Annotated in this window: 12 protein-coding genes; 9 read left to right on the top strand and 3 right to left on the bottom strand. The window is 52.7% G+C overall.

Annotation, left to right across the window (positions count from 1 at the left end; all coding sequences use genetic code 11):
- Nucleotides 1-9: 9 nt before the first annotated feature.
- The 3 genes from QNH46_RS22605 to QNH46_RS22595 all read left to right on the top strand — a co-directional run bounded on the left by QNH46_RS22605 (nucleotide 10) and on the right by QNH46_RS22595 (nucleotide 4,017).
- Nucleotides 10-2,097, top strand: a complete 2,088-nt coding sequence (locus QNH46_RS22605) for a molybdopterin-containing oxidoreductase family protein (protein WP_283926119.1) — start codon at nucleotides 10-12, stop codon at nucleotides 2,095-2,097.
- A gap of 87 nt (nucleotides 2,098-2,184) precedes the next feature.
- Nucleotides 2,185-3,405, top strand: a complete 1,221-nt coding sequence (locus QNH46_RS22600; RefSeq protein ID WP_283926118.1) for an MFS transporter — start codon at nucleotides 2,185-2,187, stop codon at nucleotides 3,403-3,405.
- 75 nt (nucleotides 3,406-3,480) lie between these two features.
- Nucleotides 3,481-4,017: a GNAT family N-acetyltransferase gene (locus tag QNH46_RS22595; RefSeq protein ID WP_283926117.1), complete on the top strand. Its 537-nt coding sequence runs from the start codon at nucleotides 3,481-3,483 to the stop codon at nucleotides 4,015-4,017.
- A 60-nt stretch (nucleotides 4,018-4,077) separates the two neighbouring features.
- Here the strand turns inward: QNH46_RS22595 and QNH46_RS22590 are convergent, their stop codons facing one another.
- Nucleotides 4,078-4,338, bottom strand: coding sequence for a DUF2164 domain-containing protein (locus QNH46_RS22590; protein ID WP_373870970.1), 261 nt, complete (start codon nucleotides 4,336-4,338; stop codon nucleotides 4,078-4,080).
- A 270-nt stretch (nucleotides 4,339-4,608) separates the two neighbouring features.
- Here QNH46_RS22590 and QNH46_RS22585 point away from each other — a divergent pair, with 270 nt between their 5' ends.
- Together QNH46_RS22585 and QNH46_RS22580 are read left to right on the top strand one after the other, a co-directional pair.
- Nucleotides 4,609-6,315, top strand: a complete 1,707-nt coding sequence (locus QNH46_RS22585) for a glutamine--tRNA ligase/YqeY domain fusion protein (protein WP_430691856.1) — start codon at nucleotides 4,609-4,611, stop codon at nucleotides 6,313-6,315.
- Nucleotides 6,316-7,199: 884 nt separating this feature from the next.
- The gene (locus QNH46_RS22580) at nucleotides 7,200-7,418 is read left to right on the top strand and encodes a DUF378 domain-containing protein (RefSeq protein WP_283926115.1); all 219 of its coding nucleotides are present in this window, start codon (nucleotides 7,200-7,202) and stop codon (nucleotides 7,416-7,418) included.
- A 173-nt stretch (nucleotides 7,419-7,591) separates the two neighbouring features.
- Here the strand turns inward: QNH46_RS22580 and QNH46_RS22575 are convergent, their stop codons facing one another.
- Both QNH46_RS22575 and QNH46_RS22570 read right to left on the bottom strand, forming a co-directional pair.
- On the bottom strand, nucleotides 7,592-8,575 hold the full coding sequence (locus tag QNH46_RS22575) for a LacI family DNA-binding transcriptional regulator (protein ID WP_347342999.1): 984 nt from the start codon (nucleotides 8,573-8,575) through the stop codon (nucleotides 7,592-7,594).
- Between the two features lie 222 nt (nucleotides 8,576-8,797).
- Nucleotides 8,798-10,015 (bottom strand): MFS transporter, encoded by a 1,218-nt coding sequence (locus QNH46_RS22570; protein WP_347342998.1) that lies wholly within the window; start codon nucleotides 10,013-10,015, stop codon nucleotides 8,798-8,800.
- Nucleotides 10,016-10,174: 159 nt separating this feature from the next.
- On the opposite strand from QNH46_RS22570, the gene mobA reads away from it, so the two are divergent.
- The 4 genes from mobA (at nucleotide 10,175) to fni (ending at nucleotide 14,573) form a co-directional block, all read left to right on the top strand.
- Nucleotides 10,175-10,825, top strand: a complete 651-nt coding sequence (gene mobA, locus QNH46_RS22565; RefSeq protein WP_283926112.1) for a molybdenum cofactor guanylyltransferase — start codon at nucleotides 10,175-10,177, stop codon at nucleotides 10,823-10,825.
- Between the two features lie 214 nt (nucleotides 10,826-11,039).
- Complete coding sequence (locus QNH46_RS22560) at nucleotides 11,040-11,735, top strand: TorD/DmsD family molecular chaperone (RefSeq protein WP_283926111.1); 696 nt, start codon at nucleotides 11,040-11,042, stop codon at nucleotides 11,733-11,735.
- Nucleotides 11,736-11,979: 244 nt separating this feature from the next.
- The gene (cls, locus tag QNH46_RS22555; RefSeq protein WP_283926110.1) at nucleotides 11,980-13,488 is read left to right on the top strand and encodes a cardiolipin synthase; all 1,509 of its coding nucleotides are present in this window, start codon (nucleotides 11,980-11,982) and stop codon (nucleotides 13,486-13,488) included.
- A 56-nt stretch (nucleotides 13,489-13,544) separates the two neighbouring features.
- A complete protein-coding gene (fni, locus tag QNH46_RS22550; RefSeq protein WP_283926109.1) occupies nucleotides 13,545-14,573 on the top strand; it encodes a type 2 isopentenyl-diphosphate Delta-isomerase in 1,029 nt (342 codons plus the stop codon).
- The last annotated feature ends 135 nt before the right edge of the window (nucleotides 14,574-14,708 follow it).

Here is a 14,708-nt window from a genome sequence, read left to right as displayed (position 1 = left end):
TGTGTTGACATGGTTCGAGAGGAGAATGGAGTGTTTCCGGCTGTGTGTCCATTGGATTGTCCGGATACCTGCGGCCTGTTACTGCATAAAGAAGACGGAAAAATCGTAAAGGTGACGGGGAATCCCGCGCATCCGATCACGCAAGGCGCCATCTGCAATAAAGTCCGCAACATGACGGAGCGTATATATCATCCGGAACGCATTCTCTACCCGCTGCGGCGGACGGGAGCCAAGGGGGAAGGAAAATTCGAGCGGATAACTTGGGACGAAGCCATTGGCGAAATTACCGGGCGATTTACGGAATTGATTCGCGATTACGGCTCAGAGAGCATTATGCCTTACAGCTTCTACGGCAATATGGGAGCGCTGAGCGTGGATGGCATGGACCGACGTTTCTTTCACAGGATTGGCTCGACCCGGCTGGATCAAGGAATTTGCAATGCAGCCGGCAGCGTAGGCTGGAAGTATACGATGGGATTCATGGGGGGAAAGAGTCCGGAGGAGACCGCCAAGGCCAAGCTGTTCATTGTATGGGGACAGAACACGATCAGCACGAATATGCACGCATGGTCCATCATGGAAAAGGCGCGCAAGCAAGGGGCGAAGCTCGTCGTTATTGATGTGCACCGGAATCGGACCGGCGATCGGGCTGACTGGTTCATTCCGCTCCATCCGGGAACGGATGCGGCTCTGGCGCTCGGCTTGATGCATGTCCTGTTCGACCGCGGCCTGGTGAACGAGGAGTTCCTCGAGAAATATACTATCGGCCATCAAGAGCTGCGCGAGCATGTGAAGCAGTATACGCCGGACAAGGTGGCAGCCATTACCGGGGTTCCGGCGGATGATATCGTCAAGCTAGCCAAGATGTACGGGGAAACATCCCCGGCGTTCATACAAATCGGCAACGGACTGCAGCATCACGACAACGGCGGCATGAACATCCGGACGATCGTCTGCCTTCCAGCGCTGACGGGGCAGTGGCTCGTCGAGGGAGGCGGCGCCATTAAAGCGAACGGCGATTATTCCAAATTCAATGGAACGGCTTTGGAGCGTTCCGACCTCCGGGGGAATCCCGATGCCCGGATCGTTAGCATGAACCAGCTCGGCGAGGCGCTGCTGTCCCTGGATCCGCCGATCCGGGGAATGTTCGTCTACTGCGCGAATCCGGCTGTGGTAGCCCCGGATACAGACAAGGTGGAACGAGGCTTGCTGCGCGAGGATTTGTTCACGGTCGTACATGATCTGTTCATGACGGATACGGCCAAATATGCGGATATTATCCTGCCGGCAACATCAACCTTCGAGAATACGGACGTATACCGCTCCTACTGGCATCACTACATCCAGCTTCAGGAGCCGGTCATTCCCCCGCAGGGCGAGAGCAAGAGCAATATGGAGGTATTCAAGCTGCTTGCGCAGGCGATGGGGTTCACGGAGGAGGCCTTTCAGGATACGGAAGAGGATATGATTCGCCAGGCTCTGGATCACCCGGAAAATCCGCATATCGAGCATATTACGCTGGATGGATTGAAGGAGCACCGCTTCCTGAAGCTGGATATGGAATATCAGAGCCGTTATTTCACGGCGCCACCAACCCCTTCCGGCAAAATCGAACTGTATTCGCAGCGCATGGCCGAGGCCGGGCTTCCGCCGCTGCCCACTTATGTTCCGCTCGTGGAAGGCTATGATGGCGAACGGCGGCCGGGCACAGGCTCCCGCTATCCGCTTATGTTCATTTCGCCGCCGAACCACAGCTTTCTCAACTCCACCTTCGCCAATGTGGAGAAGCTGGCAGCGCTGGAGAAGGAGCCGACGCTGCAAATTCATCCGGAGGATGCGATGGCACGGGGAATATCTGACGGGGACGCGGTTCTCGTATGGAATGATCGCGGGCAGTTCGAAGTTACGGCGGCGGTGACGGATAAAATGCTGCCGGGCACCGTTGTCAGCCAGGGGCTGTGGTGGGAGCAGGATGGCAAGCGCCAGCGTGCGAATGCACTTACTCCTGAACGCCTTGCCGATATGGGGAATGGGGCGACTTTCTTCTCGACTGTTGTCGAGGTAAAGCGTCAACGGAAGTGCTTGCCGAATCAATAAGATTACGCGATACTAGATAATTATTTTTGTGTATAGGAAAAGCCCGCAAGGGCTTTTTCCTCTTCATGCAGATGGTGGGCGATAACGTTGAAATTTTTGGAGCAGTATCCTAAAGAAGTGAAAGGTTTTCTAGTCGCGAGTCTTGTCAATTCCGCAGGCGGGTCGCTCATGTGGCCGCTCGTGTCGATGTATGTGTTTGATGAGCTGGGCCGCAGCATGGCGGACGCCGGCTTCGTCATTCTGATCCAATCCGTCGGCGGCATCGCCGGACAGCTCCTGGGAGGCGGGCTGTATCACAGAATCGGCGTTAAGAGATTGATCGTCGGCTCCCTGATTCTAAATGCGCTCGGATTGTTTACATTGCCTTTTATCAACAGCTACTGGCTGTTTTTTGTGGCGATGATGGGCTTCATCGGCTTCTGCAATGCCGTGTCGCTTCCGGCAATCCAGGCCTTTGTCGGCTTTCGGTTTGCCGACCGGCGCGGAGAGCTGTTTAATGTCATTTATGTGGCCAACAATATTGGAGTAGCCGCCGGTACGGCGCTGAGCGGATTTCTGGCTGAATTTTCGTATCATTTGAGTTTTATCCTAAACGGGGTAACCTCGGCCGGGTTCGCGTTGTTCTTCTTCGCTTATTTGTCACGGATCGACGGTATCGGCGGTGGAGCAGCGGTGAAGTTGAAGAAAGGGGCTCCCTCCGAAGGCAAGGGGATGGGGCTGCTGCTTGGAAATACGCGAATTTATCTCTATATGGGCCTCGGCTCGCTGTTTCTCTGGTTCGGCAACTCGATATGGAACACGGGGGTGTCCCCGTACATTATCTCCGAAGGGATGTCCAAAACTGCCTATGGCTATTTGTGGACGTTGAACGGCATATTGATCTTTGTCGCTCAGCCGGTGACGGGGGCGATCAAGCGGCTGTTTGCCCGTACGGAGAATGCCCAGATGACGATTAGCGCGATGTTCTACCTGTCGGCCTACGTCGTCATCGTCATTATGAACAATTATCCGGGCATGGTGCTGGCGATGGTGCTGGCCACGCTTGGAGAGATGCTGATTTCTCCCGCGATCCCTTCGTTTATAGCCGAGCGGTGCGGCAAGGAGGCACCGTTCTATATCGGGCTTGTAGGCGGTCTGGGAGCTGCAGGAAGAGTGATCGGCCCGTATATTATGGGATCGATGTATGATGGCGGCGGTCTTCCGCCGGTCGCTTGGCTGGCTGCCGGGACCGCGGTGTTATCCATCAGCTTCTTCTTCGCCCATTCCCGGATGAACCGGGCAAATGCTGCCCCAGAGCGTGCGGTATGAGATTTTATAGCAAATTCCCTATAGTGGTATAATGGTAGTACATCATTATTAGGAACGATGGAAAGGGATGGCGGCATGCATGGCGATGAAACGGATGTGCCTCGGAAGTTCAGCATCTGGATCAGGCGATCGGAGCTGCGGGACGCAGTTCAATTAATGGAGATTGACGCGTTGGCCTGGACCAGCCGGACCAGCCCCTCTCCTATCAAGTGGGCGTCCCGGGAGCAATATTTGCGGAACTGTCCGCCAGGCGGCCAGCTCGTAGCTGTTATCGGTGAGCGGGTGTGCGGATATTTGGGTTTTGCCGCACCTACGGCGATGCCATGCCATCGCCATGTGTATGAAATTCATGTGGCGATTCATCCGGCTTACCGGCGGCTCGGAATTGGAAGCAGTCTAATGGCGGCAATGAAGGAGTTGGCTGCGGAAGAGGGCATCCGCAAGCTCTCCCTGCGCGTGCTCAGCACGAATCCTTGCGCTGTTGCCTTTTATGAAAGCTGCGGGTTTATGATGCAGGGCAGGCTGATTGCGGAATATTGCATTGAAGGGGAATATGTGGACGATATTTTAATGTGGTGCCCGGTTATCCCTCCAGCAAGTGATAGCAAATAGTCATCCCGTGCCGGAGGTCTATGTGAGGCAGCTGACGTTTAGATAGGCTTGTCCCTGGCGTTATCTGACTCGTCCGGGTCTCAGTTCAAGCGCATAGATATCTTCTTCCAGCGATGCCATTCGTTCATTCACAAGCTGGCGGGAGTCGCTTAGTGCCTGATTGTATACATAAGGGCCGATTTGCTTCAGAAAAAAATCCAGCATGCCGTCTGCGGCCAAATCGCCGATTTGTTCGCCCCGTTCCACCTCGAAATATTCCTGAATGAGCGATATCATTTGTTCGCGCTGCTCTCTAGGCAGCTTCAATGGGGTGATGGCCATATTTGATGACGTCCTTTCGTATGAATTGATGGCTTCATTTAGATGAAAACACGTCTATCGACGTACTTTTCAGGAAGCCTTGACCTCAATTAGCGGGGTTCCCTTGTGATATAAGGATGCGGAAGCTTCGAAGGTCTATACTTCCCTATATCTTAACAAAAGCGCCGGGCTGCGCCTATGCCATTGAACTATTGCGGAGTTATCGGTATATTTATAAGAAGAAAAATCGGATCAGAACGAGGTTTATCATATAAGGAAAGGTTGATATCCGTGGAGCATAACAGCAGCAACAGTACACCTCCTAACTTTATTAAGAACATTATTACCGAGGATCTGAAGAGCGGCAAAGTGAAGGAGATCGTCACGCGCTTTCCGCCGGAGCCAAACGGTTATTTGCATATCGGGCATGCCAAAGCGATCTGGATTAACTTTACGATCGCTGATGAATTCGGCGGCCGCACCCATCTGCGCTTTGACGATACAAACCCCGTCAAGGAGGACGTGGAGTACGTCAACTCGATCAAGGAAGACGTGAAATGGCTTGGCTTCGATTGGGAAGAGCTGCATTTTGCCTCGGATTATTTCGAAGAGATGTATGAGCGGGCGATCGTGCTGATCAAGAAAGGCAAAGCCTACGTTGACGATCAAAGCCCCGACGAGATCCGCGCGACCCGCGGAACGCTGACCGAGCCGGGTCAGAATAGCCCGTATCGCGACCGTTCCGTGGAGGAGAACCTTGGTCTGTTCGCCCGGATGCGTGCCGGGGAATTCAAGGACGGCGAGAAGGTGCTGCGCGCCAAAATTGACATGGCCTCGCCGAACATTAACCTGCGGGATCCGGTCATTTACCGCATTCTCCATGCTTCTCATCACAACACGGGAGACAAGTGGTGCATCTATCCGATGTATACCTACGCCCATCCGCTGGAGGATGCGATCGAGGGCATCACGCACTCGCTCTGCACGACAGAATTTGAAGATCAGCGTCCGTTCTATGATTGGGTCATCGAGGAGACGGAGATGCCAAGTGTTCCCCGCCAGTATGAATTTGGGCGCTTGAATCTGACCCAGACGGTAACGAGCAAGCGGAAGTTGAAGCTGCTGGTTGACGAAGGCATCGTGGACGGCTGGGACGACCCGAGAATGCCGACGATATCCGGCCTGCGCCGCCGCGGCGTAACGCCGGAAGCGATCAAGGCTTTCGTGTTCGAAGCGGGCATATCCAAGGCGTACGGGGAGATTGATCTGAAGATGCTGGATCATTTCATCCGTGAGGATTTGAAGCTGAAGGCGCCAAGAACGATGGCTGTCCTTGACCCGCTTAAAGTCGTGATCACGAACTACCCGGAAGGGCAAACCGAACTGCTCGAAGCTGAGAACAACAGCGAGAACCCGGAAATGGGCCATCGCCAAATCCCGTTCTCCCGGGAAATTTATATTGAGCGCGAGGACTTCATGGAGAACCCGCCAAGCAAGTATTTCCGCTTGTTCCCGGGCAATGAGGTGCGTTTGAAGCATGCTTATTTCATCAAATGCAATGACGTGATCAAGGATGAAGAAGGCAATGTAGTGGAAATCCACTGTACTTACGATCCGGAAACGAAGAGCGGCAGCGGATTTACCGGCCGCAAGGTGAAGGGTACGATCCATTGGGTCGAGGCATCGCAGGCGGTACCAGCCGAATTCAGACTATACGAGCCGTTGATCCGGGATGTTCAGGTGGAGGAAGGGGTTCAGCTCGACGATGAGGAAGGCGGCGAAGAGAAAACCTTCATGGACTACCTCAACCCGAACTCCTTGAAGGTCGTTCAAGGTTTTGTGGAGCCGGGCTTGAAGGATGTGAAGCCGCAGGATAAATTCCAGTTTTTCCGCCATGGCTACTTCAACGTCGATTCCAAATATTCGGCGCCGGGCCGTCCGGTCTTTAACCTGGTCGTATCTCTGAAGAGTTCCTTCCAGCTGCCGGATAAAAAATAAACAGGATTTGCTGCGTATCTGTGCATATGAATACCCCGCATTAAGCCTTGCTTAATGCGGGGTATTTTGCGTTGAGCAAGGCCGTGTGCTGCCATGTGTGATGCGATGGCGGCTGCAGTGTAGCTAAAGAAAGAGAGGGAAATGAGCTTTTGAAAGCTGTGGACCATGGGGAGAGTATGGTCGTGAAAGTGGTGGTGCAGTGGTGGGCAGTGTTGGTGATCGTGGTAGTGGCAGCGGTAATATGTGGTGGTAGCGACAGTGACAGTGACAGCTTCAGTGACAGTGACATAGCGGTGCTAGCGGGTGTGAGGGCAGCAATGCAAGGTGATGGCCGAAGTAGGGGGCAAAGTAAGCAGCAGTGTAATAGCAATGTAATAACAATGTAATAACAATGTAGTAGCAATGTAAGTAGCGTAGGAGGCAGAAAAAAGTTCCACGGGGAGCAACAAGTACCACGGGAGCAACAAGTAACATTGGGAAGTAGTACTAAAGGGGACAGTAGAAGTAACGGTTACTCACATACTTTGTAAAAATTAAAGGACCCTCTGTCCTCTATTCATGTAAAAATCGCCAAAAGTGACTGCGAACGGACCCTGGTTCCGTTAATCGGTACAAAGACCCTGAAATGTTGTAAATTGCGGGGGAATAGCTGATTCTGTGTCCGTTAGCCCGTCGAAAATAGCAAAAATGAGGAAATAGCGGATCTCATGTCCGTTGTGTATCTGCTGAATTCACTAGTTTCCGTGTTAATGCTCTCGTTATAAGAGATATTTTTATCAGAGCTCGAATATTTTCAAAATGTGTTTTTAAAAGCTGTAATTTTAGGAAATAGTATAACATAACAAAACATAATCTAAATTTGATTTCCAATAGGAGGATTTAACGTGAAAACATTAGATACGATTGCTCTTACACTGCTAATTATCGGCGGCATAAACTGGCTGCTGGTCGGGTTGTTCCAGTATGATTTGGTAGCCTCGATCTTCGGCGGGCAAGGCAGCGCAGCGGCCCGCATCATTTATGCGATTGTCGGCATCTCTGCTCTGTACTGCATCAAGTTTTTTGGCAGCACAGCCGTGGATAACAACAGAGCTACCCGTTAAACAGGAGCAGAACCTATCCGGGACAATAGGTTGACTGGATTTATTGTTTACGCAAAGAAGCTGCCCCCAATCATCAGCGATGATCCTTCGAGGGGCAGCTTGTTTTAATCCCGCCAAGCGTAATCAAGTGGCGATGCTTTACCAAGAGGCTCCAAACAACACCACCATTTAATCTAAACGCTGGATCGTTCGACGATTTTGAAGCCAAGCTCCTGGATGATCGTGCTGTCGGTCTGTTTGGTAATTTGCCTGTAGCTGATGCCGAAGGCCTCTGCGCCGATCTCGTTCAGCCGGTTATCGATCGTGGTGATGCCGAGCAGCTTGGAGATCGGCTGGTTATCGAGGCCGATGAAGGCAAGATCGTCGGGAATCCGCACGCCTTGATTCTGGGCGGCGATCATCAATCCGGCAGCTACCTGATCTCCGGTGATCAGGAGAGCGCTCGGCGGGTCGTCCATGGCCAAGATTTTTGTCAGCAGCCCGGCGCCATCCTCGAGATGTAAGCAGTTGTCAAAGATCCAGGTTTCACGGCTCTCGCCTCCGAGGGAAGCGAGCGTGTCCAGGTATGCCTTGTTGCGGGTGGAGCTGCTGGCACTATTCCTGCGGTTCACCGTGTAGCCGATCCGGCGGTGGCCTTTATTCCACAGGTAGATGATTGCTTTTTGGAAAGAGGCATAATGATCGAAATAAACGCAGGATAAGGAGCGGCCGCGCACTTCTTCACACAGTGTAATGGGGCCGTATTTGGCATATTTCTCGATTTGATTCAAGGAGAGCGAGCGCGAGACGATGATGAGTCCATCCACGATCTTATCCCTCAGCATGTGCAGCGCCCGCCGTTCCTCATGGGTACGGTAGCCTGTCTGGCACAGCATCAACTGGTAATTGACCTGCAGCGCCTGCTCTCCGATCCCTTCGACGACTCTGCCGAAGTAGGCATTATTGATTTGGGGCAGAACGACGCCGATCGTTTGCGTCGCTCCTTTGACCAGATGGACGGCATTCATGTTGCGTGAATATTGCAGACGTTCAACGGCCTCTTCGACGGCCTTGCGCTTATCCTCCCGGACATAGGGGTGATTGTTCAGGACCCGGGAAACCGTGCTGACAGAAACTCCGGCAGCCTCGGCGATCTGCTTAATGTTTGGCACCCGCATGTCCCTCCTTCCATCCAAAATTTTTAATGCGATCATCGTTGATCTGAAATGCATTTCATAGTTTAGAATAAAGAAGTACCATGGAAAACAACGCTTTTGCTGTTTGGCGTAACCAGTTGTAGCTGGGCGTGACGAGGCGGAGAGTTGTTTTCCTTTTTATATAACGTTCTACTGGAAGAAAAGCCCGATGCTCTTGCTCGAGCACCGGACACGACAGTTCATTTAAGGTTCTTCAGATAATGGGGTGGGTGAATATCCAGCCTTGTAGATGCGATACCACATCGCGGCAAAGCCTGCTGCGCCAAACATCGTAAACGTAACGCCAAACCGGTACATAATCACCGCTCCGAAGCTCTGGAACAGCCATCCGCCGAGGAAGCCGGCGAGTATGAAGGCTAGGCCGCTCAGCGCAAACGCATAAACCGCTTGCCCGGAGGAGCGGAGAGGACGGGGCAGCAGCAGGGCGGTCAGCCGGGTGCCCACATAGAAGAAGCCGCCGAACGTCACGGCATGCAGCACCTGGATAAAAATGATCTGCAGCGGCGTGGAAGCTACAGACATCAACTGCCACCGTAGCGCAAACAGAATGCTCACGATTGTGATACAAGCCATTAAATAGGTGATTCTGCGTTTAAGATAGCGGTGAAGCAGCGTGAATGTGCCCGCTTCAAATAGGGTGGACAGGAACACCGCGCCGCCAACCTCCAGTCTGGTACTGCCCAGATCATTCATGAATATCGGCATGAATATCGTATTAATGGCATTAGGGATGGAGACCAGGACTCCGAAAACAATGAAGGCGATAAAATATTTATTTTGCAGAACCCGGGTAATCTCATGTGTTCTTATCCAGGGCGTGTTAGTCGTCTTGCGAATGGACGGAAGCAGCAGCGACGAGCCGATCGCCAGCATCAGGGTCACACTGAACAGCAGCGAAATGCCGTTGTGCCCAACCTGATCGATGACCGCCCCTGAGCCCAAAGCGAGCAAGGTCCAGCCTAATGAGCCCCACAGCCGGTAAGTATTAAATTTTAAATCCGTCCCTTCGATATATCCAAGAATGAGACTGTTGCTCTGCGATAGCAAAGGGCTTTGAAAAAAATACAGCAGAATCATCGTAAAATAAAGCATAGTATAAGTGTCCACTTTGAACACCATATGACCGGCTATAAGCAGGCCCGTGAGCATGATCAGCAGGATGATGCGGATATTCTGGGTGCGATCGCTCAAATACCTCCAGAATGGATGGGCAATCAAGGAAACCAGAGGGGCAATTGCCATCAGGCTGCCGATCTCCAGCTTGTCCATGCCAACGTCCAGCAAATATAATTGGAAGAAGGCTGCAAAGATAACCATAGTCCCATAGATGAAAAAATTAAGCAGCCCCAAGGGCAGTAAAGAATCTGACGGATTCTCAGTATAATTCCGCAAACGCGCCATTCCCTTCTGTCCAAATCGATTTAACATCGATAGCTCACTAATATTAATGGTTACGTTCTCAATGTAACACAGGGACGAAAAAGGTTACAAACCATCTTTTTCCGTATTGACAGAAATATTACTAATTATAACCTTTCTTTAACATAAGGAGACAATCCGATGGAGTGGACTGGAATTATTTTAGCGGGCGGCAGGTCGAGCCGCATGGGAACGAATAAGGCGGTACTGCCGATAGATGGCCAGCCAGTCATTGAACGGCTGGCCTGTGAGCTGCAGAAGGCCACTGACGAGGTCGTTATCTCCTGCGGCCCATCCGCCCGTTATGCCGAATTAGGCCTTCCACTGCGGCAAGACATCTATTCCGGATGCGGGCCGCTGGCTGGGCTGCATGCCGGGCTTGCTGCATCAGCCCGTAAGTGGTGTCTTGTCGTAAGCTGTGACATGCCCTTTGCAAATGCAGCTTTGTTCCGTTATATGGCCGAGCTGGCTCAGATGCTGGAGGAGCAGAGGCGGGGACATGGGGAGCCCATGGAGGTTGTTATTCCCTATGTAGGCGGCCGAGCGCAGCCGCTGCTGGCAATGTATCGCCACAGTGTATTGCCTGAGCTAGAACGGGCGCTGGGGGAGGGGCTTCTTCGGGTAAATTACTGGATTTCCGGCCTTCCGGCCAAATATATTAGCGGAGAGGAGCTGAGCCAGGCCTCTGGGCTGCCCGCAGAGCTCGTTGTATTCAATATGAATCGGCCGGAGGATTACAGGATCGCTCAGCTATATGCCGAACAGCAGAATTTGGGACAGAGGAATTGTTAACCGAAATGTAAAATATATCATATAAAGCGTTTTCATTAATGAGATATAATGAAGGTGAGCGATACATGACCCCCTTAATCATGTGTCGGTATATGCTGCTTGGATGATTTCCGAGTCAAGAAGGAAATCATCTTTTTTTCCAACAATGTCAGGCATGAACCTTAACCTACGGGCCTATACTTGTCTTATATTTCTTCGCAGGGAGATGACCAATATGACCATGTTGTTCAAAGAACCTGTTCAGGCAATGCCGGAGCACAACGATTGGTTGGAGCGCCGTGGCTGGGTATATGAGCTGCTGATGGACTTTCTGAGCCGTCCGCCGCGCATGTCCTTGATTGCCCAGTGGCGGCAGCGGGCAGAACTGACGCATCGAATTCCAAACAGCAGAGGCGGCAAGAGGCTGAAAAGTTATTTGGAGGGCATTCCTGAACGGCATTTTCGCAGCGCGTGCCATCAGGAGGCGGAGGAATATCGGCGGCTCTTCCTGGGAGATCAGTCTATGCTGATTCCGTGCGAAGGGATTTTCCGGGCTAAAAGGGATGGGGCAAATGCCGCTGCTTGCATTTCCCATATTCGGTCCATGTACGCCGATAGCGGCGTTGTGTTTAATAAACTAACCGGCGAGAGAGACGACCATATTGCCATGGAGCTGGAATTTATGGCGGTGCTGGCGGAAGGAATGCGCAGCAAGGCCGACTTGAGCCATATGCGCCACAGTTGCCTGGAGATGGCAGATACCCAGATTCGTTTCCTGGAAGTTCATTTGCTGAAATGGGCCCCGCGGCTGGCGGAGGAGCTGATCCGGACTACGAAAAGTCCGCTTTACAGCGGTTTGGCCGAGCTGCTGCGAGAATTCCTGGCCGATGATCTAGCGCAGCTTCGTCAATGGAGAGCACACATAAGCTAATACACGCAGAGCTATACAATAGGGACGATCCGTCAGGGCGGTTGCTTGATGCAAGCCGCCTGGCGAATCGTCTCTTTTTGTTAGTATGACCTCAATAATGGGGTATGGGGCGCTCCCGGACAAGGCATGCCTATGTTCTTTCGTTTACGCTATAATAGAAGCTGGCTTCAATATTGTATTAGGAAGAAAGTTGCGGATCATGTAAAATAGAATCACTGCAGCATACTGTGAAAAGGAGACAACCATGAGACGTGGATTGCAAGTTTTATTGATTGCCGCCATACTTTTCGCGTTTTATTATTTTGGATTTGGCGTCTTCGGGAAGTTCGGCGGTACTCTGGTCAGTATTTTTCAAACCTTGACGGTCATGACGATCGGCTTCGCGATATTCATGGAAAATCGCAACCCTTCGAGCACCGTGGCTTGGATTTTGGTACTTGGCCTGCTTCCGGTTGTCGGACTCCTATTTTATTTCCTGTTTGGCCAGAACTATTTCAAGCGCCGGAATTTCGATAAGAAGGCGGAGGAGGATCGGAGAAACTACGAGCGCATCGATAATAATGCTTACATGCTGCCTCGCGATTTATCGCAGTTTACCCCGGAAGAGCAGCGGCTGCTTCAGCTGTCCCAGCGTCTGGCCCGTACGCCGTTTTCCATGTATACCCGCACGAAGGTGCTGACGAACGGAGAGGAGACCTTCTCTTCGCTCCTGAAGGAGCTGAAGAAGGCTGAGCATCATATACATATGGAATATTATATTTACCGGGCGGATGACATTGGGCGCGAAATCCAGAAGACGCTGATTGAGAAGGCAAAAGCCGGGGTCGAGGTTCGGTTCATGTTCGATGCGGTGGGCAGTATCGGCCTGCCGAAATCGTTTATCCGCGAGCTGGAAGAAGCCGGAGTCAAGGTTGGTATATATGGACAAGTCCGCTTTTTGGCTCTATCCAGCCGGGTCAACTATCGCAACCACCGGAAGATTGTTGTCATCGACGGCACGACCGGCTTCATCGGCGGCTTGAACGTGGGGGACGAATACTTGAGCCGCAACAAGACGTACGGCTTTTGGCGGGACACGCATATGCTCGTCAAAGGGGAAGCGGTTCGCTCGCTGCAAATTATTTTTCTCCAGGACTGGAAATACGTTACCGGGGAAAAGATTATGTCGCTGCAGTACCTGTCTCCGGAGCTGGAGACCGGCTGCGTCGGCGCCGTGCAAATCGTGCCCAGCGGGCCCGATAATGAGAGCCGGACCCTGAAGAACATCTTCTTCTCGATGATGTCTTCAGCCAAGAAATCGATTTGGCTGGCTACGCCGTATTTTATCCCGGATGATGATATTTTTACGGCGCTCAAGATTGCCGGTCTATCCGGCCTGGACGTACGGATTCTATTTCCGGCCAAGCCGGACAAATGGCTGCCGTTTCTGGCCTCGCATTCTTATTTTCCCGAGCTGCTGGAGGCGGGAGTGAAGATTTTCGAATATGAGAAAGGCTTTCTCCATTCGAAGCTGCTGATTGTCGATGGGGAAATTGCTACTGTCGGCACGGCCAATATGGACATGCGCAGCTTTCATTTGAACTTTGAGGTGAATGCCCTGCTTGTGCAAACCGACAGCATTGGGCAAATGGTTAAAGATTTCGAGCGGGATTTATTGTTTACGAAGCAAATCGAGTACAAAGCGTTTATGGAGAAGAAGCTGTTCGTGCGGTTCATGGAATCGGCGGCCCGGCTGTTCTCGCCGCTGTTATAAGAGGCATTTGAATATACAAGAGCTGTGCAGAGACAACGATGACAAGGAGGAGCAGTATGGGAAATACGTCTGGACGCAAAAGTGAACACATCCGCATATGCCTGGAGGAGCAAGTCGGTGCCGAGGGTGTGCTGACGGGGTTTCAGAAGTATATCTTCCGCCATAATGCGCTTCCCGAGCTGAATTTCGATGAGATTAGCTTGAAAACATCCTTCCTGGGGGCTTCGCTCCGGACGCCATTCCTGATCAGCTCGATGACCGGGGGGAGTGAACTGGCTGGCGTGATCAATGAGCGGCTGGCGGAGGTCGCGGAGCATCGCGGCTGGGCTCTTGGCGTAGGCTCGGTCCGTGCGGCGGTCGAGCGCGAGGAACTGGCGGCTACGTTTGCCGTGCGCACCAAAGCACCAACGATTCCGGTTATTGCCAACCTGGGCGCGGTTCAGCTGAATTACGGCTTCGGCCCGGATGAATGCATGCGTGCGGTAGAAATCGCCGGAGCGGACATGCTCGTGCTGCATTTGAACGGGCTGCAGGAAATCTTCCAGCCGGAAGGCAATACGGCATTTCGCGGCGTGCTGGCCCGGATTGAGGAGCTGTGCAAAAAGCTGCCGATACCGGTCGGCGTGAAGGAAGTCGGCTGGGGGATCGATGGCGCGACTGCGAAGCGGCTTCATGAAGCAGGCGCTGCGTTCATCGATGTAGCTGGCGCTGGCGGTACGTCCTGGAGCCAGGTCGAGAAGTTCCGCAGCGCCGACCCCGTGCGGCGCCTCGCGGCGGAAGCATTCGCGGATTGGGGTATTCCCACCGCCGAATGCATCCGCGAAGTGCGGGCGTCTGTACCGCAAGCCGCCCTGATTGGCAGCGGGGGCCTGAACACCGGCGTGGATGCCGCCAAGGCGCTGGCGCTTGGCGCAAATCTGGCCGGGTTCGGCCGGGCGCTGCTGGAACCAGCGGTGCATTCGGCGCAGGCGCTCGACGCTCAGTTGGAGCGTGTCGAGCTGGAGCTGCGCACCGCCATGTTCGGTATCGGCGCCGGCAATATCGCGGCGCTGAAGGGCACGGCGCGGCTGGTACGCCGGGAATAGACAGATTTTTCATATAAATCCGATGAAATTACAGAGAATTATATTGCGTTTCTAGAAGTTCCCCCTTATATTTGAATCAGATGCTATTTTGCCGGTATGACACCAAGAGATTGCTTGGAACGCCAAATAGCGCCT

Origin of the sequence: Paenibacillus woosongensis, from assembly GCF_030122845.1 — a bacterium.
GTDB lineage: Bacteria > Bacillota > Bacilli > Paenibacillales > Paenibacillaceae > Fontibacillus > Fontibacillus woosongensis_A.
Note: the sequence above shows the minus strand (reverse complement) of the source record. Positions and strands in the feature narration are given on the sequence as shown.

Excerpts from the sequence above, each read along its gene's own strand:
- QNH46_RS22605 (WP_283926119.1), top strand. The coding sequence starts at position 10 with ATGGTTCGAGAGGAGAATGGAGTGTTTCCGGCTGTGTGTCCATTGGAT.
- QNH46_RS22595 (WP_283926117.1), top strand. The coding sequence starts at position 3,481 with ATGCATGGCGATGAAACGGATGTGCCTCGGAAGTTCAGCATCTGGATC.
- QNH46_RS22590 (WP_373870970.1), bottom strand. The coding sequence starts at position 4,338 with ATGGCCATCACCCCATTGAAGCTGCCTAGAGAGCAGCGCGAACAAATG.
- QNH46_RS22575 (WP_347342999.1), bottom strand. The coding sequence starts at position 8,575 with ATGCGGGTGCCAAACATTAAGCAGATCGCCGAGGCTGCCGGAGTTTCT.
- QNH46_RS22570 (WP_347342998.1), bottom strand. The coding sequence starts at position 10,015 with ATGGCGCGTTTGCGGAATTATACTGAGAATCCGTCAGATTCTTTACTG.
- mobA (WP_283926112.1), top strand. The coding sequence starts at position 10,175 with ATGGAGTGGACTGGAATTATTTTAGCGGGCGGCAGGTCGAGCCGCATG.
- QNH46_RS22560 (WP_283926111.1), top strand. The coding sequence starts at position 11,040 with ATGACCATGTTGTTCAAAGAACCTGTTCAGGCAATGCCGGAGCACAAC.
- cls (WP_283926110.1), top strand. The coding sequence starts at position 11,980 with ATGAGACGTGGATTGCAAGTTTTATTGATTGCCGCCATACTTTTCGCG.
- fni (WP_283926109.1), top strand. The coding sequence starts at position 13,545 with ATGGGAAATACGTCTGGACGCAAAAGTGAACACATCCGCATATGCCTG.